At 70.1% G+C, this 20,813-nt stretch carries 16 protein-coding genes and 6 pseudogenes; 11 read left to right on the top strand and 11 right to left on the bottom strand.

Going from position 1 to position 20,813, the window contains the following annotated elements:
• Nucleotides 1-110 precede the first annotated feature (110 nt).
• Nucleotides 111-1,082 carry a LysR family transcriptional regulator gene (locus AB0947_RS37585; RefSeq protein ID WP_366754879.1) on the bottom strand — a complete coding sequence of 324 codons (972 nt, stop codon included), beginning with the start codon at nucleotides 1,080-1,082 and terminating at the stop codon, nucleotides 111-113.
• 94 nt (nucleotides 1,083-1,176) lie between these two features.
• Between AB0947_RS37585 and AB0947_RS37590 the strand changes: the two are divergent.
• The 3 genes and pseudogenes from AB0947_RS37590 to AB0947_RS37600 all read left to right on the top strand — a co-directional run.
• Nucleotides 1,177-2,247 (top strand): annotated as a pseudogene (locus AB0947_RS37590) (nuclear transport factor 2 family protein); the annotation flags it as partial.
• Between the two features lie 485 nt (nucleotides 2,248-2,732).
• Nucleotides 2,733-3,911, top strand: a complete 1,179-nt coding sequence (locus AB0947_RS37595; protein WP_366754880.1) for a Cmx/CmrA family chloramphenicol efflux MFS transporter — start codon at nucleotides 2,733-2,735, stop codon at nucleotides 3,909-3,911.
• Nucleotides 3,908-4,758 (top strand): annotated as a pseudogene (locus AB0947_RS37600) (helix-turn-helix domain-containing protein); the annotation flags it as partial. The gene AB0947_RS37595 and the pseudogene AB0947_RS37600, both read left to right, overlap by 4 nt.
• Before the next feature lie 64 nt (nucleotides 4,759-4,822).
• Here the strand turns inward: AB0947_RS37600 and AB0947_RS37605 are convergent.
• Nucleotides 4,823-6,631 (bottom strand): hypothetical protein, encoded by a 1,809-nt coding sequence (locus AB0947_RS37605; RefSeq protein ID WP_366754881.1) that lies wholly within the window; start codon nucleotides 6,629-6,631, stop codon nucleotides 4,823-4,825.
• 622 nt (nucleotides 6,632-7,253) lie between these two features.
• On the opposite strand from AB0947_RS37605, the pseudogene AB0947_RS37610 reads away from it, so the two are divergent.
• From AB0947_RS37610 to AB0947_RS37630, 5 genes and pseudogenes are all read left to right on the top strand, one after another.
• Nucleotides 7,254-7,353 (top strand): annotated as a pseudogene (locus AB0947_RS37610) (IS5/IS1182 family transposase); the annotation flags it as partial.
• A 421-nt stretch (nucleotides 7,354-7,774) separates the two neighbouring features.
• On the top strand, nucleotides 7,775-8,203 hold the full coding sequence (locus AB0947_RS37615) for a hypothetical protein (protein ID WP_366754882.1): 429 nt from the start codon (nucleotides 7,775-7,777) through the stop codon (nucleotides 8,201-8,203).
• Between the two features lie 16 nt (nucleotides 8,204-8,219).
• Entirely contained in the window at nucleotides 8,220-9,080 is an 861-nt protein-coding gene (locus tag AB0947_RS37620) for an alpha/beta hydrolase (protein WP_366754883.1), read from the top strand.
• Between the two features lie 725 nt (nucleotides 9,081-9,805).
• On the top strand, nucleotides 9,806-10,402 hold the full coding sequence (locus AB0947_RS37625; RefSeq protein ID WP_366754884.1) for a hypothetical protein: 597 nt from the start codon (nucleotides 9,806-9,808) through the stop codon (nucleotides 10,400-10,402).
• On the top strand, nucleotides 10,374-10,865 hold the full coding sequence (locus AB0947_RS37630; protein ID WP_366754885.1) for a DUF6236 family protein: 492 nt from the start codon (nucleotides 10,374-10,376) through the stop codon (nucleotides 10,863-10,865). Before AB0947_RS37625 ends, AB0947_RS37630 begins: the two co-directional genes overlap by 29 nt.
• Here the strand turns inward: AB0947_RS37630 and AB0947_RS37635 are convergent.
• Nucleotides 10,853-11,209 (bottom strand): hypothetical protein, encoded by a 357-nt coding sequence (locus AB0947_RS37635; RefSeq protein WP_366754886.1) that lies wholly within the window; start codon nucleotides 11,207-11,209, stop codon nucleotides 10,853-10,855. The genes AB0947_RS37630 and AB0947_RS37635 overlap by 13 nt on opposite strands.
• A gap of 334 nt (nucleotides 11,210-11,543) precedes the next feature.
• Here AB0947_RS37635 and AB0947_RS37640 point away from each other — a divergent pair, with 334 nt between their 5' ends.
• Nucleotides 11,544-12,365, top strand: a complete 822-nt coding sequence (locus AB0947_RS37640; RefSeq protein WP_366754887.1) for a serine protease — start codon at nucleotides 11,544-11,546, stop codon at nucleotides 12,363-12,365.
• A 255-nt stretch (nucleotides 12,366-12,620) separates the two neighbouring features.
• Here AB0947_RS37640 and AB0947_RS37645 read toward each other — a convergent pair whose 3' ends face one another.
• The 3 genes from AB0947_RS37645 to AB0947_RS37655 form a co-directional block, all read right to left on the bottom strand.
• The gene (locus AB0947_RS37645) at nucleotides 12,621-13,049 is read right to left on the bottom strand and encodes a VOC family protein (RefSeq protein WP_366754888.1); all 429 of its coding nucleotides are present in this window, start codon (nucleotides 13,047-13,049) and stop codon (nucleotides 12,621-12,623) included.
• A gap of 556 nt (nucleotides 13,050-13,605) precedes the next feature.
• Entirely contained in the window at nucleotides 13,606-14,421 is an 816-nt protein-coding gene (locus tag AB0947_RS37650; RefSeq protein WP_366754889.1) for a hypothetical protein, read from the bottom strand.
• A 100-nt stretch (nucleotides 14,422-14,521) separates the two neighbouring features.
• A complete protein-coding gene (locus AB0947_RS37655; protein ID WP_366754890.1) occupies nucleotides 14,522-15,061 on the bottom strand; it encodes a phenolic acid decarboxylase in 540 nt (179 codons plus the stop codon).
• Between the two features lie 208 nt (nucleotides 15,062-15,269).
• On the opposite strand from AB0947_RS37655, the gene AB0947_RS37660 reads away from it, so the two are divergent.
• Nucleotides 15,270-15,749 (top strand): MarR family transcriptional regulator, encoded by a 480-nt coding sequence (locus AB0947_RS37660; RefSeq protein ID WP_366754891.1) that lies wholly within the window; start codon nucleotides 15,270-15,272, stop codon nucleotides 15,747-15,749.
• Between the two features lie 452 nt (nucleotides 15,750-16,201).
• Here the strand turns inward: AB0947_RS37660 and AB0947_RS37665 are convergent.
• The 4 genes and pseudogenes from AB0947_RS37665 to AB0947_RS37680 all read right to left on the bottom strand — a co-directional run.
• Nucleotides 16,202-16,435: pseudogene (locus tag AB0947_RS37665) on the bottom strand (hypothetical protein); the annotation flags it as partial.
• A 20-nt stretch (nucleotides 16,436-16,455) separates the two neighbouring features.
• Nucleotides 16,456-17,510, bottom strand: a pseudogene (locus AB0947_RS37670) (MerR family transcriptional regulator).
• A 134-nt stretch (nucleotides 17,511-17,644) separates the two neighbouring features.
• A pseudogene (locus AB0947_RS37675) lies at nucleotides 17,645-17,865 on the bottom strand (pectate lyase); the annotation flags it as partial.
• A gap of 11 nt (nucleotides 17,866-17,876) precedes the next feature.
• Nucleotides 17,877-18,446 carry a TetR family transcriptional regulator gene (locus AB0947_RS37680; protein ID WP_366754892.1) on the bottom strand — a complete coding sequence of 190 codons (570 nt, stop codon included), beginning with the start codon at nucleotides 18,444-18,446 and terminating at the stop codon, nucleotides 17,877-17,879.
• A gap of 285 nt (nucleotides 18,447-18,731) precedes the next feature.
• On the opposite strand from AB0947_RS37680, the gene AB0947_RS37685 reads away from it, so the two are divergent.
• Entirely contained in the window at nucleotides 18,732-20,111 is a 1,380-nt protein-coding gene (locus tag AB0947_RS37685) for a carboxypeptidase regulatory-like domain-containing protein (RefSeq protein WP_366754893.1), read from the top strand.
• Between the two features lie 495 nt (nucleotides 20,112-20,606).
• Here AB0947_RS37685 and AB0947_RS37690 read toward each other — a convergent pair whose 3' ends face one another.
• Entirely contained in the window at nucleotides 20,607-20,789 is a 183-nt protein-coding gene (locus AB0947_RS37690; RefSeq protein WP_366754894.1) for a hypothetical protein, read from the bottom strand.
• Nucleotides 20,790-20,813 lie beyond the last annotated feature (24 nt).

Genomic DNA, 20,813 nt, shown 5'->3' on the forward strand with positions numbered 1-20,813 from the left:
ATGTCGCCTCCTGGCCGGCCATGGTCAGCACACCCGCGGGCGAGGCGCGCGGCTCGCGGCACTCGGTCCGCCTCTTCAATGCTTCCCCCTCCCCCCGCACCGGTTCCGGCTCACGAGTCACTGATGTCATGGTGAAGCATCGGCGCACCGGCATGGCCGTCCGTCGCACCGGATCGGTGAGCGGCTGGGGCCGGGCGGGTCGCGTCGATGGCTGCGGCGAGCAGGTCGCGCAGGGGTGCTGAGCAGGGGTGGGGGTCGCGGCGCGGTGTGATCGTGTAGATGCCGCGGGTCGGGGGATTCACGAGGGTGACTGTGGTGACATCGGCCCTCAGGGCGCGCGTCAGCACTCGGGGGATGAGCGCGATGGCGTGCCCGGTAGCGACCAGGGCCAGCTTGCCGGGCAGATCGGCCGCGGTGAGGTCGATGCGTGCGCTCACTCCGGCGCGGGCGGCGTGCTGGCGCAGAAGCGTCGCCGAGCCGTCGTTGTCCTCGACCCAGGTCTGGTCGGCCAGTGCCTGGATGTGCACCTTGCCCTGTCCGGCCTGCGGATGGTCGGAGGGCAGTACGACGACCATCTCGTCCAGCCCGAGGAACCTACGGTCCACCGTCGGGCCAACCGTCAGCCCCGGCGGGGCGTCGGTGACAACGGCGATGTCGAGATCGCCGGCGACCACGCGGCTGTGCAGTTGTGCGCTCACAGCGGGGAGCAGGCTCCAGTGGATGGATCCGGCCCGCTCCAGCAGGGCTCGGACGGCCTCAGGGACGATTCCCGCGGCCAGAGACGGCGTCGCTCCGATGGCCAGGGGCCGACCACCCACCCCGTCGCGAATGGCTTGTACCGCGCGGACGGCGCGGTCGGCCTCGTTGAGCGTGGCGAGGGCATGCCGCCGGAACGCCTCGCCGGCCGGCGTCGGGCGCACACCACGTGCATGGCGCTCCACCAAGGACACGCCGAGGCTTCGCTCCAGTCCGGCGATCTGCCGGGAGACGGCCGACTGCGTGTGATTGAGCTCGGCTGCCGCCGCCGACAGCGACCCGGCCCGGCACACGGTCACGAACGCCCGCCACACAGTCAGATCCATGGCCGCAGTATGTCAGTCGGTATGCGCGCTCAGCATGGCAGGCATGCGTAACCTGCGCTTGTCGCATGAACTGGCGTGCATCACTGTGGGGCGCATGACCACACCGCACTTGATCGCCGTCCTCGGCCTGGGGCACATGGGCCGCGCGATAGCGACGCGACTGGCTGCCCGAGACTGGGACGTCGTCGGCTGGACACGCTCAGGCCGCGGCTCGGGCACCGTCAGGACGACCGTGGACCCGAAGGAGGCCGTCGCCCAGGCAGACCTCGTACTCCTGTCACTGTTCGACGGCCCGGCCTGCCAGCGCGTCCTCGACGACGTCGGTGACTCGCTGCGAAGTGACACGATCGTTCTCAACACCGGCACCATCTCCCCCGCCGAAGCATCGCGGCTGGCTCTGCGATGGGGACCGGCTTACGTCCACGCGCCCCTTCTCGGCTCGGTGCCCGCTGCCGTCAGCGGAACCCTGCAGATCCTCGCCGCTGCCGAACAGGACGCATTCGACCGAGTCCGGCCGGTTCTGGAAACGCTGGGCACCGTCCGGCGCGCGGACGACGCCGCCACAGCCGCCGCGCTCAAGCTGATCGCCAACAACAGCCTCGCCGGGACCGTCCTGGCGCTGCGTGACTCACTACGGCAAGCCGACGCTCTCGGCCTTGCCCGTACCGAGGTACTGGACATTTTGGAACTCGGCCAGCTCGGCGCGTTCGTGGCCCGCAAGCGCCGGTACCTACGCGGCGAACCAACCGCTGGGACGGCCGAATTCACGATCGGCGCGCTGGCGAAGGACATGGCTTTGCTGGCCGACGCGTCGGGCATCCCCCTGCGCAGCGCGACGGGCCTGATCGACACCCCCTCGACGCCCGAGGCCGACATCGCCGTCGCTGCCACGGTCCCCGCCGTGGCGGACACCGTGCTCGAACCGCTTCGCGCCTACATGCGCGGACACGCCACCGGCGACCCCGCCCACTTCCGCAACGCGTTCCTTCCAACCGCCCACATCGAAGGCATCCGAGACGGTGCATTCGTCTCCTGGCACCTGGAGGAGTACTGCGCCTTGTTCCATGGCCAGCCGGCCCCGGACGAACCGACCCGCACCCGCCGCATCGAGGCCGTCGATGTCCACGGCACTGTCGCGACGGCCACCATGACGCTCTCACACGGTGCGGCCCCGGCCGCTGGCCGGGGCCTTTGTCGTGGCCGTGTCGGTGCGCCGTGCCGGCCGCCGAACAGCCCACTCCCGGTCTACGGCTGCTCGGGCCAGATGGCCGGCGGCTGGGCGGCCTCTTCGCCTATGAGGGTGAGGTGGGCGCCGGGCACACTCCCCGTACTCGCCGAGCCAGCGACGGAACTTGTCCCGCGCCGCCTCCTCGCAGTGCCACTGGCTGTTGCGGGACAGGACGTTGGTGACGCAGGCCGATGCCTGGGAAGCAGGATGCTTCGACGGGCATCGGTCGGGTAGCGTGCGGGCCATGTCGAGTCCTGAGTCAGACAAGGTGGGGGCTTTCGGTCACGCCGTCAGCCCCATGAACCACTGAGCTCGTAACCCTGTCGTCGCGCCGCTTTCCGCGGCGGGACGAGTGTGCGATCGGGGCTGGCCGCGGTGACGAGATGACCTTCTCGTGCCTCTCCTCACCTCGGAGCCACTCGATGCCTCTCCCGCTGTACCTGCTTGCCATGGCGGTCTTCGCCATGGGCACCTCGGAGTTCATGCTCGCCGGCCTCTTGCCGGACATCGCCTCGGATTTCGACGTCACCGTCGGGACAGCGGGCGTGCTCACCCCGGCCTTCGCGATCGGCATGATCGTCGGCGCCCCCCTGGTGGCCGCGCTTGCCCGCAACTGGCCCAGGCGCCCGGCCCTGCTCTGGTTCGTCCTCGTTTTCGCGGCAGCTCACGCCTTGGGTGCCGTCACCGCGAGCTTCCGCATCATGTTCGCTACCCGGGTCGTCGCCGCAGTCGCGAACGCGGGGTTCCTCGCCGTCGCTCTGACGGCTGCGGCCACGCTGGTCTCACCCGACAGGAAGGGACGCGCGCTGGCCGTCCTGCTGTCGGGCACGACAGTGGCCACGATCGTGGGTGTCCCTGGCGGGTCAGTGCTCGGCACGACTCTCGGCTGGCGGGCCACCTTCTGGGCAGTCGCCGCTCTCTGCCTGCCTGCCGCTCTCGGCATCCTGAAAGGCATCCCCGCAGGACGTGACAAGGACGAGGCAACCGGCAGGCCGGCGTTGCGAGCGGAGCTCGCTCACCTCGCCCGGCCGCGGTTGCTCCTGGTGATGCTGCTCGGCGCGCTGGTGAACGCGGCAACCTTCGGCAGCCTCACCTTCCTTGCCCCCGTGGTGACCGACAGCGCCGGGCTGGGCGAATTGTGGATCTCTGTCGCCCTGGTGCTCTTCGGTGCCGGTTCCTTCGTGGGGGTCACCGTCGCCGGACGGCTGTCCGACCGAAGTCCCGGCCCGGTCATCGCGGTCGCCGGTCCGTTGCTGCTCATCGGCTGGCCGACTCTGGCGGTGCTGACCAGTTGGCCGGCCGCCCTGTTCACCCTCGTGTTCGTGCAGGGTGCGCTGTCGTTCGCGCTGGGCAGCACGCTGATCACACGGGTCCTCTACGAGGCCGCGGGAGCCCCCACGATGGCCGGCTCGTATGCGACGGCGGCGCTGAACGTGGGCGCCGCCGTCGGCCCCGTCGTCGCTGCAGCCACGCTCGGCACCAAAGCCGGGGTCCTCGGACCGCTCTGGACAAGCGGGCTCCTCGTCGCGGTCGCGCTGCTCATCGCATTCCCCCTCCTCACCGTCATCACGGCCGGCCGGAGCACCGGGGCGCTGCTGTGACACATGCGAACGCGCCCTTGGACATCGAGGGACGCCGGCGGCTTGCGGAGCGCTGCCGCACCGTCCGAACGCGCACGTCGCCGCCGAGGCCGGTGTCTCCCGCGCCTGTCTGTCCAAGTGGAAGAACCGGTACGACACGCACGGCGAAGTCGGGCTGCGGGACCGTCCGAGCATCCCGCGGTCTTCACCGACCCGGATCCCGCCCGACGTCGTCGAACGGATCGAGCAACTGCGGCGGGTCGACAAGTGGTCTGCCCGCCGGACAACCCTTGAACTCGCGAGCCAAGGCGTGCGGATCAGCGAGCGCACCGTAGGCCGGTGACCGGCGCGCCTGGGCATCAACCAGCGCCGCTTCCTCGACCCCGATGGCTCGACCAACAGGCGTCCGAAACGGATCGTGGCCCGCTACCCGGGCCACATGCTGCACCTGGACGTCAAGAAGGTCGGGCGTATCCCCCACGGCGGCGGGTGGCGGGCCCACGGACGCGGCTCCGAGCAGGCCAGGGCCGCACAGCGCGCAAAAACCGGTGGGGGCAAGGGCGGGTACGTCTGCCTGGACTCTGCCGTCGACGGAATTCCCCGCCTTGCCTATACCGAGCCGCTTGCCGACGAGAAGACCGCCACCGCTGTGGCGTTCGTCAGCCGGGCCCACGCGTTCTTCGCCGCCCACGGCATCCACCGGGTCGTGCGGGTGGTCACCGACAACGGCGCGAACTACCGCGCCGCGGTGTTCGAGCGCGCCCTCATCCAGTGGGCCTCGCGCCACCACAACTGCCACCGGCCTCACACCGCCGCCGGTAACCGTCCTCCGGTCTCACGCCTCCACGTGAGTGTCATCCACGTCATGGCCGGCGACAACTGGCGGACCCGCAGATGCTGTGGGGCCGGCGGACGGCACGGCCGCAGCGCGGTCAGGTGCGCGAACCGCGCCCCCGGCGCCGCAGTTCCCTCCAGCGCTGTCGCTCCTGCTTGTCCTGGGCCCGGCGGGTGCGCTGGTACGCGCGGATCAGCACGGCGTGGGCCCGTGGCACCACCTCGGGCAGGGCCTGCCGCGCCAGGTTGTACAAGTCGCGGGACACCGGGGCGCTGAGGGCGGGGCGGGACCCAGGCTCCAGCTTGCGCAGACCCTCGGCGATCCAGGGGTCCACCTGCTCGGGACGGGCGAGCATCCTGGCGCCGCGCACGGCGTCGTAGCCGTGTGCCGACGGGTGGCTCGCGACGTACCGTTGCAGGATCTCGCCCGCCGCGGGGAAGTCCTCGCAGGCCCGGCAGAGCACGGCCGCCAAGTGCTCGGACCGGCGTGCGTTCAGTCCCGGCCGTAGCTGGTCGAACAGTTCCGGCTCGGCGTGCAGCCGTGCTGTCAGGAACCAGTGCGTGAAGGTCTCCGGTCCGATCCAGGGTTCCGCCATGCGAGTGGCCGGGTGCGTCCCGCCGTGCAGCGCGAGCGCCCAGGTCACCCAGGCGAACGCCGCGGATCGGACCCGTTCCTCCTCCAGCCCCGCGAACTCGGGGAGCCGTTCGAGGGCGTGTGCGGCGGCGACGTACTCCCGATGACCGATCAACCGCAGGGCCAGCATGACGCGTTCGGGCAGGCCAGGGTGGTCGAGCAGCCGGGGCAGTGCGGGAACGCCCGGTCCGGTGAACGACGCGGCGCTGCGCCGCCAGCGCCGGCGCTCCCGTTCGAAGAGGATGCCGGCGACTTCCTCGAAGCGCCGGGGGACTGCGGGCACCGGCTCACCGGTCAGAGCGGTGACGAGGGCCTGGGCGTGCAGATCGAGGGGGGTCTGGAGGGGAGTCCGCTCGGACCGGACGGGGACGGTGCCCGGGGAGGAACCGGCGTGAGCCGCTTCGGTGTCGTCCGCCCGCTCGGTGCCCGCGGTGTCCGGGAGGGCCGCGGTGAAGGCGGCCAATGCCTCCGCGTGGCGCTCGGCCAGGACGTCCTGGTCGAGCACCGGTGGCGCGAGATTCATGACGGGCGCGTTGGCGAGGAGGCGGAGCACGTCGGGGTCGCCTCGGGAGTAGTCCAGTTCCTCGCCGACCACGGCACGGAAGCGTTCGGCGTGCCGGACGACGAACAGCAGGCGCACCGGCGTCGTCGTGTCGTGCCGACGCGCACCGAACTCCAGCAGCAGCGGGACGACGTCCGCGCGGACCAGCGAGTGCAGATGGCTGTCGACGTCGGAGCGCAGGTCGGCATCGTCCACCACGACCAGCGCGGGCCTGGCCCGGTCACGTAACGCCGTGAACAGTTGCCTGGGGCCGCGCAGCAACCGCCCGGCGGTCCACGAATCGCCGAGCGCCCGCACGAGTTCCAGCGCCAGCCGTGATCTGCCGACACCGTGGTCACCGGCGAGCAGCATGATCGGGTGCGGATCGGTCTCGTCCTCGCACCAGTGCCGCAGCCGGGCCAGCTCGTCGGCCCGGTCGCGGAAGGGTACGGGGCTGTGCAGCGGCGACAGCAGCCGGAAGACACTGGGGTCCGCACCCGTCTCGGCCGGGTGCGGGACTGGGTTCTCCAGCATCTCCCGGTAGGCGTGGAAGCGCTTGACCCGCCGGATGCGCCGTTCGATCGCGTGAGCTCCGGCGGCTGCCGCTCCCCCTGCACCGATCAGGGCGGTGGCCTGCCACCACGGCCCCTCCCACACACGGGGCATGGCCATCCGCACGCAGAGCGCGAGCCACCCGACGACGAAGCAGGCCCCGCCGCCCCAGTGGAGCACGTCCGCCGATCTCCGCAGCCCTTTCCCGGGCTCCCTGTCGTCCCAGCCACCCCGTTCCGCACCCCGGCGACCCTCCGTGCCCAAGCCCACGGCATCCCTCCCCGCCCGTGCCTGCCCGCACCCTCATGATCAGCCGGTACGTTCGGTACGGCAACGTCCCGTCGGCGAGAGAACGTCGCTGTGGGCAATTTCGTCTGAAACCGGCCCGCGCACCTGGTCGATCGAGATCCAGGCTGGGGCTGTCGACGTCGCGCTCCGCACCACCGCCGCCGTCGGCGCGGTCGTCCCCGGCTGCCCCGAGGTGGACGCGAGCGCTGTGCACGATGGGGAGGCCGACGCTCCCCGCTCGCCGCGCCGGTGAAGCAGGCCGCCCTGGCCTGACCCTCACCGCTGTCCGGCGATGCCGCCTCTCGCAGTCCGGGGTGGCGCGGCGGCGGATGAGGGCGCGGCGGGCCGGCCCTGTTCCTGGTCGTCCGGCTCCGGGAGCATGGCCGGCTGGCGGCGGACGGCTTCGGCGGTGGCTTCCCCGTGAGCGACACCGCCGGCGTGGCGGCTGCCGCACACGGAGCGGTCGCCGGTCCTCTTCCGGGCATCCCGCGCTACGGTCTCCGGCCGGCGGTGGTCGGAGAACAGGGGAGAACGTGCAGGCCCGAGCCCCGTGGACCGGGGTGGACCCGCTTCCAAGATGCACGTTCTGTCGGATGCACCGCCAGGGTCTTCCTGCAGCGAGTGAGCGTTCGGCGGACCCGCTCCGCGGTGGAACCGGTGGGCAGGACACGCTGCGGTGATGTGCGCCCGCAGGCGCCGGAAGCGTCAGACTCGCCGGCGCGGCGCCGACCTGACCCACGCGGCACGTGATCGCGCGCGGCTGCCGCCGAGCGGCGCCGGCCGTGTCACCAGCCTCTCCACACAGCGGCCCCAGGCCGTGTCCCGGTACCAGGGGTCTTCGACCACGAGCAGGAAGAGGATCTCTGCGAGGGTTCCGTCTGCCCGGGGACCCGCACCCGGATTGCAGGCGGCCGACAGGGTGCCCAGGCTGGAAGGAGCGCGGCCGGGAAGTGGTCGCCGGCCGGCGATCGGCTGGTCACCGTGCCGGTGCGACGTCCCGGCGTACGGCAGCGACGACACGTCTCGAGGTGGCACATGACATCGGCGACGACGAGCGACGCGGCGGAGGAGTTCCGTCGGCTGAGCGACGAGGATCCGGAACTGCAGGCCCACGGCACGTACTACTCGTGCAGCTTCCTGCTGGACATGGACCCCCACCGGTTCCTCGTGCGGATGCACAAGGGAAAGGTGGACGAACTGATCACCGATCCCGAGCCGTTGGTGGCCTACGACTTCGCGATCCGCGCGGACGCGGAGACATGGCAGGGCTTCTGCCGGGAGACGCCTCCGCCGATGTGCCACGGCATCTGGGCGGCCACGTTCCGGCGGGGCATGCTCCTGGAGGGCGACCTGCTCGTGCTCATGCAGAACCTGCGCTGCGTGACCCGGCAGCTGGAGCTGCTGCGCGTCACGGGCCCTCTCGGGCCGGCAGACGAGGCCGGGTCCGCCCCATCCCCCTCGTAAGACATAGGAGCTCCCCATGGTCAGCGGTAGGATCTCTCCGGTCACCGGCCACTACGTCACCATCGACGTGGAGGACGCGCAGTACAGGGTGTTCTACCTGGAGAACGGGCAGGGCACGCCTTTGGTGTGCCAGCACACAGCGGGCTGCCACAACCACCAGTGGCTGGGCCTCCTCGAGGACGAGGAGATCACCGGCCGCTACCGGGTGATCGCCTACGACCTCGCCCGGCACGGCAAGTCCGACCCGCCGTGGAACCAGGAGTGGTGGAAGGAGGAGTACCGGCTCACCGCGGACCACTTCACGTCCTTCATCGTCGCCTTCTGCGACGCCCTCGAACTGCAGGACCCGATCTTCATGGGGTCGTCGTTCGGGGGGAACGTGGCCCTGCAACTCGCCCTGCGGCACCCGGACCGGTTCAAAGCGGTGATCCCCGTCGAGGGCGCGGACTACTCGCCCGGCTTCTACCTCGACTGGTGGCAGCATCCCCACGCCAACGCCGCCCAGGTGTGCGCCAGCGGCGTGTGGGACCTCATGGCACCACAGTCCCCGGAACAGGACCGCTGGGCAACCTGGTTCTACTACACCCAGGGATCGGAGGCGTTCAAGGGCGACCTGTACTTCTACTCGGTCGACCACGATCTGAGGGACCGGCTGGACGACATCGACGGCGACCGGTGTCCCGTGATCATGCTGACCGGCGAGTACGACTACCTCACCACCCCGGAGGACGGGCGCCGGACCGCAGAGGCCATCCGCGGAGCGGAGTTCATCGAGATGAAGGAGATCGGCCACTTCCCGATGAGCGAGAACTACCCGCGCTTCGCCCAATACCTGGGGCAGGCCCTGGAGCGGATCGAGAAGCGGACCGGCTCGTGAGAGTACGTACTACCGGGGCGGCCCTCATGAGTCGTGAAGGCCTGGTCACAGCCATTCGTTGCGCTGCCCAGCCGTGATCACGAACGACATGGGCTCCTGACCTTGCTCGACGGCCAGGTGCAGCCGCCCGCCAACCGGCTGGCCGGTGGTGGGGGCGGGCGGCCGACGGCACGGCGCCCGGCCAGCGACTTCGGACACCAGGCACCAGGCGCGGCGGCGGGCGGCGATGAGCTGGGGAGCGGGCGGCGACCGACCCGCGGGGCGGTCCGGGATCGAGGCAGGGACGGCCGACCGGGCGGCGGGCCGGGGAACGCGGGGCGTACGGCAACCGGGCGGAGCCGGAACGCGCGGTACGGACGGACGGGCGCCCCCTGGCCCAGGCCGGGCCGGCGCCTCATTCTGCGTCGGGGCCGGCCGGGCCCTGTGGGCAGGGCGCACGGCGCCGGCCTCGTACGCCGCCAGGGCAGCGGCCGGCGAGCAGCCCCTGGCCCCGCCCTCCGGCGCCGGTGTGACCGCCGCACGGCGTTGTTCTGGTGACGGTTCTGCGGTTCGCCTGGGCACCGGACGGAGGCAGCCATCTCAACATCGACCAGCCATCACCCGGGGGGATGCCAGTGCCAACCGATGGACTGCCACGTTATGGGCTCTATCACCCATACTTTCATGTGCGCGACGAGCGGTGGTTGAAAATCGCAGCCCTGTACTGGCCCCGGATAGTACGTATCGTGCCAGAGGGTTACGCAACGCGGGACTCCGAGGCGGTGGAAGAGCTAATCGGCGAACTTGGCTTCATCATTCGGCGACCTCCGGAGCATGGCGTCCTCCAAGCCGCTGGCGCGCGTATGCGTTCTCTGCTCGACGCCCATGGCCAGCACCTGCGTTTCGGTTACAGGGTGCCGACTCATCGGCACGTGGGTGAACACGCACTGGTGGCCCACTTCTCAGAACAGGAGGGCTATTACTGGCATCCCCTGCCTGGGGTGGCGGCAGTACACCGCGACCTCATGCTCCCCGAATTGCACGAGGCGCTCAGCCGGGCAGAACTAGCGTTTTCGGATGTGAGTTATACCACCGTGGTAGCCCTTCAAGGAGCTGCGGCCACAGGTCGACGGATGATGAACCCAACGGGGATCGAACCGCGTGTCTTACCAGATCACAGGCGGGCCTGGATCAGCGACCAGGTCAGTGCCTTCGTGACGGCCACCGGCTGGGGGACGGATAACCTTGCCTCCGAGCTTGGTTACCGCCGGGAAGCGGCCGGGTCCCCGGATTTCAGTGAGGCAATCGGCCTTCTTGCTTTGCAAGATCATCGAGCTTCGTAAGCGCCACGGCGCAGAGTTCTTAGCGTTCGGGCAGCTGGTCGAGCAGGCTGCGCAGGACTTGGCCGGCCTGCCAGAAATTAAGGATATTTCGATACTGGAACAATACCTCAACGATATTGTGGCCAAAAAGTTCGAATACCCACTCGCTGATCTCCGGCGCGCTGTAAAGAGTGCACGCCTCGATATTGCTAGTGCCGCCATCAATGTCAGGACAGAGCTACCTGCCGGGGTCGCACTGGCAGGGGGCGCCTGGTTGGCCGGCCATCCACTGATCGCGGGAGTTGCAGGAGCAGCCGTTGGAGCGATGTCACTGGTCAGGGGAGCACGTCACCAATTCGCTGAACCACATGGTGGAGCCCCGGCCGTCAGCTACCTTCTCCACACCGGCAGAGCCCTCCGCCCTGAATCTCTTCTTCACCGCAGTCTGCACCGAATGCAGGACATCACCATTCACCGACGATGACTGGATGGTCGACAACTCCGCCCGCATCGCGGTGAGTTGGGTATGCCCCGCTCCCGGTTGGCGGCGATGATCGCTCCGTCGGGGCGGTCGGGAGTCGGCTGGGCTGCGATCTGGCTGTGGGTCGCCGCCCAGGTGTCCTGCCGGGCCACGGCCAGCGCGGCCGGAAGGTCGAGGTCGAGCACGGTGATGCCCGGCAGCGCGGCCAGGTGTTCCGCCGTGCCGGGCCGGCCCCGGTCGGCTTCCGCGAGCGCGCACGCCGGGGCGTACAGGTACCAGCCGGTCTCGACGTGGGCGCGGTGGAGGAGACGGGAAGCGAGGACGTTGCCCTCGCCGGCCGCGGCCATCGCAGTGTCGTCCAGGACGATGTGCGTGGAGCTGGGCCCATGCGGTGGTGGAGACCGTGGTGGCTCGGCACCGGTGCGATGGGGGCGTACCGGTGCGTACCGGTGCGGTAAGTCTCCGCCGACTTGAAGCCGCAGGTCAGAGAGCTGGCGTTACGGTCTTTCGGGGAACTCGCGCCGGCCGCCGAACGGATGCGGAACATGCCGTCCGGGGGTCCTCCCCACCCCGCACGGGCCCGCTGGCCGGACCTCGGACAGGCCCGCTGACCGGATGGATCAGTTCCTCTTGATCGCGGAGGCTTGGCACATCACACCTGCTCGTCCGATCGGAGAACCAGTGTTCAGCTTGAAGCCCTCGCGTCGCATGGCGCGCGCCGCCGCGGTGGTCCTCGCGGGAGCGGCGTGCGCCGCCACGCTGACCGGCAGCGCCGAAGCCGTCGTCAACGGGACGGACGCCACGCAGAGTTACCCGTTCATGGTGTCCATCCCGGTGACAGGTGCGGACGACCCTACGTTCAAGGGTGTCTGCGGAGGATCGTTGATCGACTCGCAGTGGGTGCTCACAGCCGCCCACTGCGTGGACCCGACGCTTGTCACCCTGGACGGCACCGTCCGGATCGGCAGTGGGTGGAAGGAGTCCGGAGGCACGGTCCGGTCCGTCGCGAAGACGGTGTCCCACCCGGGCTACAGGAACGGCGACGGCACCGGACCCAACCGCGACGACGTCGCTCTGATCCGCCTGAACCGCCCGGTCGCCGAGGAGCCCATCCGCATCGCCGGCAAGCCGGGGCGGCCCGGCACCCCGACCCGAATCCTGGGCTTCGGCACGATCGACGACGTACCCGACCCCACGCAATGGGTCTTTCCCGACCGGCTCCAGGAACTCGACACACGCAGGGGCGCGGTCTCCGAGTGCGCGCCGGGCTACGCGAACAGCACCCGTCTGTGCACGATCAGCCAGGTGCCCAGGGCCATGGCGTGCAACGGCGACTCCGGCAGCCCCCAGATCCGGCGGGACCGGAAGGGCCGCTGGGAACTCATAGGCGTCACTTCGGGCCCCGGCGCCCCGGGCGTGCGCTGCAGCGAGGGCCCGGGGCTCTACACCAGTGCGCCCGCCTACGCGGGCTGGTTCGACAAGGTCACAGGGCGCGACGGCTGAACCGGGACGCCGGCACGTCACCCCTGTGGCCGCCCCCACCACGGCGGCCCGGTGCCGACGCGGAGCCGTGTCAACCCGCTTGCGGCGGGCTGGGGCCCCACCGACGCTGCCACGCCGTCGAAGAGGCCGCCGTGTGCGGAGAGATCGCCTGGCAGCAAGGGCAGCAAGGGCAGCAAGGGCAGCAAGGGCAGCAAGGGCACGGTGACCTCGTGTTTCGCCGGGCCCAGAAGGGGATGAACTGCCGCGCTCGTGCGCTCAGTCGATACAGAACTCGTTGCCCTCGATGTCCAGCATCGGGATGCACGAGTCATTGCCGTCGTACAGCGTTTGCACGTGTACCGCGCCGAGCGGAATCAGTCGCGCGCATTCGGCCTCAAGTGCGGCGAGGCGTTCCGCACCGACGAGTCCGGTGCCGACCCTCACGTCGAGATGCACCCGGTTCTTGGCGGTCTTCCCTTCGGGGACGCGCTGGAAGTACAGCCGTGGGCCCACACCTGAGGGGTCGACGCAAGCGAACCACGCACCGCGCTGTTCCGGTGGCTGCGCACGCTGGTACTCGTCCCACGTGGCGAACCCCTCGGGTGGCGGCGGTATGACGTACCCCAACACTTCGCACCAGAACCGAGCAAGGCGCTCAGGTTCTGCGCAGTCGAAGGTGACCTGGAACTTCCTGATCGCTGACATCGGGTGCACCGTACCAACAGGACCCGGGGCTCTGCCGGTGATTTCCGCAGCGGAAGCCACCCGCAGCCGCGTCGGGTCCTGGGCCGCCTTGGACGCCGAGTGATCAGGCCGAGCAGATCGCCGACCACGGGCGAGCCTTGCACTGAATCGCCCCCGCGTGGCGGCGTTCAGCTCCTCTTCCTCGCGTTGCAGCAGTACGAGCCGGCCGAGTCGTACAGCGGCGCATCGGGTCGCTGAAGGACACGTCGTACGGCACGCGGCAGTTCCTCGTGCCCGACCCGGGCGGCGACTGCCTACGGATCGGCAGCAGACGAGCCAGGACCAGCGCCGCCGGCCCGCACCGGCGGACCCCATTGCGCGAGCCCTCCATCACACCTCATTGACCGTGCAGAGGCTTCAGCTCCTGCTGCTGCGTGCGGATGTCGCCGGACGCCTCGCGACGAAGACACCGTGAGGTGCGCGCTCACCCGAGCCATCGCCCTCCAGCTCACCGGCCCGGAGCGGGAGCCGGTCCGCGACGACCTCCAGCGCACGCGGATGCCGACCGCCCGACCGGTCAGGCGTGGGCCAGTGCGGAGGCGACCGTGCGGCCGAGGGCGTCGAACGCGCGCCGTGTCGCCGGAGCGAGAGAGGAACTGTCGACGAGACCGAGCCGGTCCACGGCGGCGTCGTAGGGTACGGAGCACTTGCTCCCCACGACACCGCTCAGTGCGCCCGCGCGCGCCGGACCCTCTTGATGCTCGGTGAGGCCCTGCACGTCCGAGACCACCAGTGTCGCCGTCCGTACCAGTTCCTCGTAGCCGTGTTCGGACAGCCAGTCGATCTGCCCCGCGACCGCGTCCAGGTGCTCGTGCCGCGTGGTCGACGTGACGACCAGGTGGTCGACCCACCCGAACAGGGTGCGCAGGCTGTCCTGCGGGGGCAGGAAGGTGCCGCCCGCGTCGACGACCAGAGTGCCGAAGGACTTCAGCCAGTCGACGCCGCGTCGAACGGCCGACGCGTCGAGGCGGACGGGAGTACCGACGGGCACCTGCCCGTACAGGAAGTGCGCCCCACAGGAGTCGGTGCGCGTGCCCCAGCCCCGCGCGTGGGCGGGCAGGCGCCCGTGGTCATCGGGAAGCCTGGTCGCGACGGTGGAGGCGTCCACCGCGGCGAGCAGGCGGTAGCCGAAGACGCCGAGCGTTCGGTCCAGCGGCAGCATCAGGACACGTTCGCGCCCGCCGCGCAACGAGCCCGCCCGTACGGTGAGTGCGGACGCCATCTGCACCGCGACAGTGCTGCGGCCGGAACCGGGCTGGGCGCCGATCACCGCGACGCAGGGGGCGAGCGGGCCGTCCCGGGGCTCCAGGACCGGCACCGGAGAGCGGCGCACCAGGCGCTTGAGCCGGCCTGGGGCCGGGACTGATCCCGGGAGCACGTCCCACTTGGGAGAGGTGGTGCCGACCCGGGGCGGCGTGTTCTGTGCGGTCCGATCAGTTGGTGCGGTCGGCGAAACCCTCGGGCAGGCCCTCCGGACCCACCGCGACGACAGCCTCATCATCCTCGCCGACGTACTCGAAGAGGGTGATGCGGGCGAACTCAGGGACGACGTAGATCGGGTAGGTGGGGCCGGCGTCCCGGTAGGCGCGCATGTCGTCCAGGTGCTCGTTCTGGAAGAGCACCGTCTTGCTGCCGTCCTGTTCGATCCACTGGGGGAAGAAGATGGTGCCGTGCAGGACCCGCCGACGGGGCAGCACATTGACGACGACCGAGGTGCCGGTCGGCTCGTTCCACGACACCTTGTACACGTCGTCGGCGAGCTGCACCAGATCGACCTCCTGGTCCTTCACCCAGCGGCCGCCGACCATGCCCGAGTGGATGCGGTAGTCGATGGTCGTCGCGTTCTTCACGTACATCTCGTACTGCCAGCCGTTGGCGTACGTGTAGATGAACCGGTGCCCGACGATGCCGGACAAGTCCTGCGACGGGACGGGGTTCTCGACGGTGGTCGGAGTGGCGTGGTCGACAGTCATCGGTGGTGCTCCTTGCAGTGCTTCAGGTGGAGGGCGTCCGGCATGCGGTACTGACCGATCCCAGCAACCCTAAAACTATTTTGCTACAAAAATGTATGTGGTGCAAAACTGTACGGTCACAGGTCACAATGACGGCATGCGCGACACAGATGGAGTAGTGGCCGGGAAGCACGGCGCAGGTGCGCCCAGGGTGCCGGGATCAGCCCGGGTGGCTGTCGCACTGGGCGGGCTGCTGGGTCCGCTGCGACGCGCCGTGCTGCGCGCCACCCGGAACGCCGAGGGGCTGCCCGACCTGCCGGAGGCACAGATCGAGCTGCTACGGGCGCTGTCCTCGTCACCCGAAGGCCTCAGCCCCGGCGCGGTGGCAGAACGGTTGCGAGTGGCTCCCTCCACCGTGAGCAACCTCGTCCGAACGATGTCCGGCGCACGGCTGGTGGAACGAGTCCGCCCTGAACACGACCAGCGAACCGTGGTACTCACCGCGTCGCAGGAGGCCCTGAACCTGCTGGAGCGCTACGACCGGGCCAGTACCGCAGCACTCACCCAGGTCGTCGAGGAACTGCCCGACTCCGACCGGGCGGCCCTGGACCAAGCGCTGCCCGCCCTCGGTCGGCTGGTCACCGCGTTGCAAGCCGTTCACGGCACCGGCACCGGCACCGGCAGCGGCAGCGGCATGCCGACATCGTGACCCGAGTCGGCGTACCCGGCGGAGTTGCCGGACCGCGCCGGGCGAAGGACCGAGCGGTGCCTGGCACGAGTGATCGACACCCTCAGGAACGAGAAGGTGACCCGCCGGACCGACCCGGGTCGTCGTCGAAGCCACCAACGGCACCGGCCTCGCGGGAGGATCCCGCCCGCGAGACATCACGGCCGAGCGAGAGGCCGCCCCGCAGTACTGGCTCGCAGAGCGGTCGTGGCGCGGTGTCGGCGGCGACCGCCTCGCGGACCGGCGCGCACCGCAGCGGTGACTGTGGTGCTCTCCACGGGCGGCCCGACTCCGGCCTCGTCGGGCAACGCCCGACCAGCCGACGGCGCCCCTCGGCGGTGAGGGGCGCGTTCCGATGCGTCACGCAGTGGGACCGGGTGCGGAAGGCCGCTTGGTGATGTCCCGCTGGGAGATGGCCTCTGCCACCTCGTCGAGGCAGCGTCCAGGGCCCGGACGTCCCAGGCGAGGGCCTGGGCGGGATCTTCGTAGAGGTCCGCCAGATAGTGGGCGAGTGAGCAACGGTGCAGCGGGTCCCCGGTGACGCCGATCTCCGACCACAGGTCCAGGAGTTTGTGGCGGGCGGACAGGATGTCGCCCGTTCGACCTCCGACGACGGCTTGGCCGATGGCTTCCATGGTCGGATCGGGGCCGGCAGGTGTGGTGGTCATGAGGTTCCTCGTCGTCGTTCTCAGGCTGAGTGGTCGAGCTTGATGGGCATGGCCAGGGTGGTGAGGTCGCCGCGGTCGGCGGAGCGGATCGTGACGGGCTGGTTGTGTCCCCTGAGGTCGAGCATCACGTCGGGGCCGATCGCCGTGCTCACGGCGGGATAGAGCGTGGTCATCTCGAACCGGATCTGGCGGGCCTCGCCCGTCACCGTGGCGGAGAGCGGGATTCCGGGGTGTTCGTCGTCCGGGGACCGGACGTTCACGCTGTGATCGGTGATGTGCAGTACGACGCGTTCGTCGGGGTGCTCTTCCAGAACCCGCAGCAGCAGGTCCTTCGAGATCGTCACGCGGGTGGTGACATCATCCAGGGACTCAAGCATCAGACGGTGGTCGGGGAACTCCTCAGGCAGCGTCCGGCAGTGCCGGTCCTCTCGCTCGGGCATGCGCAGCCAGATCCCGTGCGGCACCGCTTCGATGCGGATCAACGCACTGCGCCGGACGTCGGCTACCGCAGCCCGGACGTCGTCGCCGTCGACCGTGCCGGCCCAGGTCTGCTCCGCCGGCCCGCCGGCACCAGGGTTCGAGTGGAGAGCCGGTACCGGTCGGTCGCCGTCAGGACGATCGCCTCGTCACTCGCCTCGATGTGCAGGCCGGCGAGCACCGCCATCCCCAGCTCGTACGCGGTCGCGGTCAGAACCTGCTCGACCGCATCCGCCAGCACGGGACCCTTCAGCGTGGCAATCAGCAGACCAGGCACGTTGCCGCCGAGCGCGGACTTGATGACCGCCGCCTTCCGCCGCGCCGCCGCCGCATCCCCTTCCATCTTGGCGACATACTCGTCGAGCAGCCGTGCCGCCTCGTCCGCCCCGGCGGCAAGGACCGCCTCGACCGCGGCAAGGGGCATGGCGATCTCGCGGAGCCGGCGCAGTGTGGTCGCCCGCTCCAGCTGGGCGGCGGTGTAGTAGCAGTAGCCCGTGACCGGGTCTACGTCGGCAGGGGGCAGCAGCCCGGAGTCGGCGTAGAACCGCAACGCGCTGGAGGTCAGGCCACTGCGCTGCGCGAAGACCCCGATAGGCATCAGCTCGGAACCTCGGCACCCCGCCATCATTGAGCTTCAACCGACTTGAAGGTCAACATCGACGTGGTGCGTCACCGACGTCATGGCCGACAACAACTAGAGGACCGACTGAAGTCGAACCCCGCCTTCGTGTCGCTGCCGGAGCCGGAGCCCTCCTTGATGGCCAGCCCGTCGGCACTCTCGCCGTTCTTGCGCGGGTCGCGGTTGTCGTAACTGTCCAGATCAAGGACCTGGTGCCGTACGGACCACGGATGGTCTCCAGACCGATCAGCCGCCAGTAGTCGCCCTCGCTACGGACCGCACCGCGTCGGGCCCGGGGAATGGACGGTCCGACCGCTCCTGGTGTGTACGGCAAGGGGCCCAGACTCAGTCGGCCGCCGCGACTGCGTCCCTGATGAGTCGGTGCGCGGCCGCGTCGGTACGGGCGGCGTCATGGGTCACCAAGCGGTCCTGGCACAGACCGCGCAGGCCGGAGACGAGGAGCGTGGCCGCTGTCCGCGCCTGCTGCGGCGAGTGCCCCAGCCGGACATAGGCCGCGGCGATGGGGCCGATCATGACCTCGACGGTCTCGGCCGCGATGTCGCCGTACTGCTCGGGATCGGTGGCGGCCAGGCTGAGCAGCTGCAGCAGCATGCGGACCGGACCGGACTGCTCCCCGACGGTCATCGCTTCCCACAGCGTGTGAGCCGCCTTGCGCAGTCCCGCGCTGTCGCGGACGTCGTCGAACATCGCGTGCGCGTCGGGACGGCTGGTGGCCAGGGCCCGGGCCAGGAGGTTCTCGCGGCTGCCGAAGTAGTACAGAAGCATGCGTTTGGTGGTGCCGATCGACTCGGCGAGCGGACTGAGCGACATCTGCGCGACGCCGTGCTGCTGGAGGTGGTGCACCACCTGCTTCAGCAGTTCGGCGCGCTTCTCGGCGTTGACGGGGCGAGGCACGCTTTGACTGTACCGACCGGTACGCGTAAGGTCCAGGAAGACGTAGATGTGCCGATCGGTACGTTAATCGAGTGGCGCCATGGCGACGGTCAGGCGCGGCACAGCCGAGAGGGGCGCCGTGAAACTGGTTGGACCGCGAGCAGTGAAGGACGACCGGTACCGGAGAGGCGGCCACGGGGTGACCGGGCATCCGGCCGGCCGTGTGCCCCGCGGGCTCTGCGGCACGGCCCGCCGTGGCGGCCGAGGGGTGATCCTGTGAAGCACCGGATCGAGCGTCCCCGGGGCATGTCCGCGGCCAGAGTCCTCGTCGAGACCCTCACGATCCCGGCAGTACTCTTCCTCGGCCTGCTCTTCTGCTTCCCCATGGCCTTTCACCAGCCCCAGCCCCACCATGCCAAGCTCGTGGTCGCCGATCTCGCGGTGGAACGCAAGGTCGACACCGCTCTGCAGGCGCAGCGTCCCGGCGGGTTCGACGTCACCGCCGTGGCAGATGCCCGGGAAGCCCGCCGGGCGGTGCTGGACCGGGACGCCGTGGCCGGCTTCGCCACCGAGGGCAGACACGCCGTGCTGTACGTGGCCGGGGCCGACGGCGCGTCCCTCGAACAGGCGCTCACCACGGGCTTCACCCAGCTCGCGGTGCACAACCACCAGAATCTCACCGTCACGGACGTAGCCCCCACCGTCAGCAAGGACGGGTCCGGCGCGACCCTGGTCTACTTCGGGATCGCCTGGAACGTCCCCGGCTACATACTCGCCACCACCCTGCTGCGGGCGGTGACCTTCAACCGGCGCACGAAGCTGATCACGATTGCGGGCGTCGCCGGTCTCTTCAGCGCCGTGGGCTTCCTCGTCGGCGTGGGACTGGGCTTCTTCCCCAACGACCCCACAGCCCTGGCGATCGCCTTCCTGCTCACCACGGCCGTGGCCACGTTCTCCCTCGGCATGGCGCCCTTCGTCAAGCACTTCTTCCCGCTGGCGGGTCTGGGCCTGTACGTCGTGCTGAGCGTCCCCTCCAGCGGCCTGGTCCCCGTCCAGCTGCTGCCGAGCTTCTTCCAGGACCTGCACGCCGTCATGCCGCTGGGCAACGCGGTCGACGGCCTGCGGGGAGTCCTGTACTTCGACCATGTGGGGGTGCTGAAGCCGGTCCTCGTGCTGTGCGCGTGGATCACCGCGGGACTGGCGCTGCTGGGCCTGGACGCGTGGCGGCACCACCGCATGGCCGCACGACGGGGAGCGGAGGACGAGAAGCAGGACATTCCCGAACCGCCGGTGGAGGACCCCTCCGTGGAGGCGCCCGCACCCACGGCACTACCGGTCCACCCGCACCACTTCGGCGAGCCGTTGCCGATGCTGGAGGGCACCGTCCGCGACGGCGAACAGCAGCCCGTCCGCCATGCCGCGGTGACCGTCATGGACAGTGGCGGCCGGCAGCTGGTGCGGACCACGACGAACGCACGGGGCGAGTACGCCGTGACCGGTCTGCCCGAGGGATACATCAGCGTCGTCGTCTCACACCCAGGCCGAGACCCCCTCGTCCACCGGAAACTGCTGCAGTCCGGTGTGGCCGTCCGGGCCGACTTCACCCTGCACGACCGGCGCGACGGGACGTCCGTCCGCGCGGGCGCTCAACGTCTCGATCTCGGACACGCGAGACACGGCTCTTGAGACCACACGGATGGCGCCGGCCGGGCCGACGTGGTTGATGCGCCCGAATGCCGGGATCGGCAGCGGCCCGGGCTGCAGGGAAACACATGTCTGAGAAGAATCGCGCCACGGTGGCGGTCACCGGGGTGACCGGTGCGCCCGGCAGCCGGATCGCGGGCCCGGCTCGCCGGCCACGGCGTCCCGCAACTCCTCGTCGGACGTAGTCCCGACCGCATGCCCGAACTGCCAGGCGTCCGGCGACGCGGTCCGGCCGCCTACGCCGACGCCGCAGATTTGCGCGGGGCGCTCGAGGGCGCGTCGACCATACGGTGCCTGCCAACGTGTGTCCGCGCCGCATCCAGTGACAGCGGCGAGCGCGTACTTGGTGGCGACGCCGCCATCAGGACCGGTTCACCGCGTGGTCGCGGCATGCAGGAGGGTGGCGGGCTTCAGCTGCCAGCAGGACGACGGATTTCAGCTGGTGTGTGGTCCACGAGGTCGGGCGCGTCGGCCGGGTCACCGCCGGGTCGGCTCGTCGCCGTCGAACTCCCACGCTGCGGGCAAGCGGGCGGCTGCCCAGTCGCAGAACCGTTCGCCCTGGGCTCCCGCACCCGCCGACAGATGCCGCCATGCCCCGGGCGGGGCCTGGGCGAGGACGTGGTCGATGCGCGGGCCGTGCACGGGCTGCGACTTGGACACGGCGAAGAGGGACGGGGGTGCCGG

The sequence above is a fragment of the Streptomyces sp. NPDC047841 genome (genome assembly GCF_040704085.1).
GTDB lineage: Bacteria > Actinomycetota > Actinomycetes > Streptomycetales > Streptomycetaceae > Streptomyces > Streptomyces argyrophylli.

Coding starts and splice junctions, on each gene's coding strand:
- AB0947_RS37585 (WP_366754879.1), bottom strand. CDS start 1,082: ATGGATCTGACTGTGTGGCGGGCGTTCGTGACCGTGTGCCGGGCCGGG.
- AB0947_RS37655 (WP_366754890.1), bottom strand. CDS start 15,061: ATGACTGTCGACCACGCCACTCCGACCACCGTCGAGAACCCCGTCCCG.
- AB0947_RS37635 (WP_366754886.1), bottom strand. CDS start 11,209: ATGGCCGCGGCCGGCGAGGGCAACGTCCTCGCTTCCCGTCTCCTCCAC.
- AB0947_RS37595 (WP_366754880.1), top strand. CDS start 2,733: ATGCCTCTCCCGCTGTACCTGCTTGCCATGGCGGTCTTCGCCATGGGC.
- AB0947_RS37685 (WP_366754893.1), top strand. CDS start 18,732: ATGTCCGCGGCCAGAGTCCTCGTCGAGACCCTCACGATCCCGGCAGTA.
- AB0947_RS37620 (WP_366754883.1), top strand. CDS start 8,220: ATGGTCAGCGGTAGGATCTCTCCGGTCACCGGCCACTACGTCACCATC.
- AB0947_RS37615 (WP_366754882.1), top strand. CDS start 7,775: ATGACATCGGCGACGACGAGCGACGCGGCGGAGGAGTTCCGTCGGCTG.
- AB0947_RS37645 (WP_366754888.1), bottom strand. CDS start 13,049: ATGTCAGCGATCAGGAAGTTCCAGGTCACCTTCGACTGCGCAGAACCT.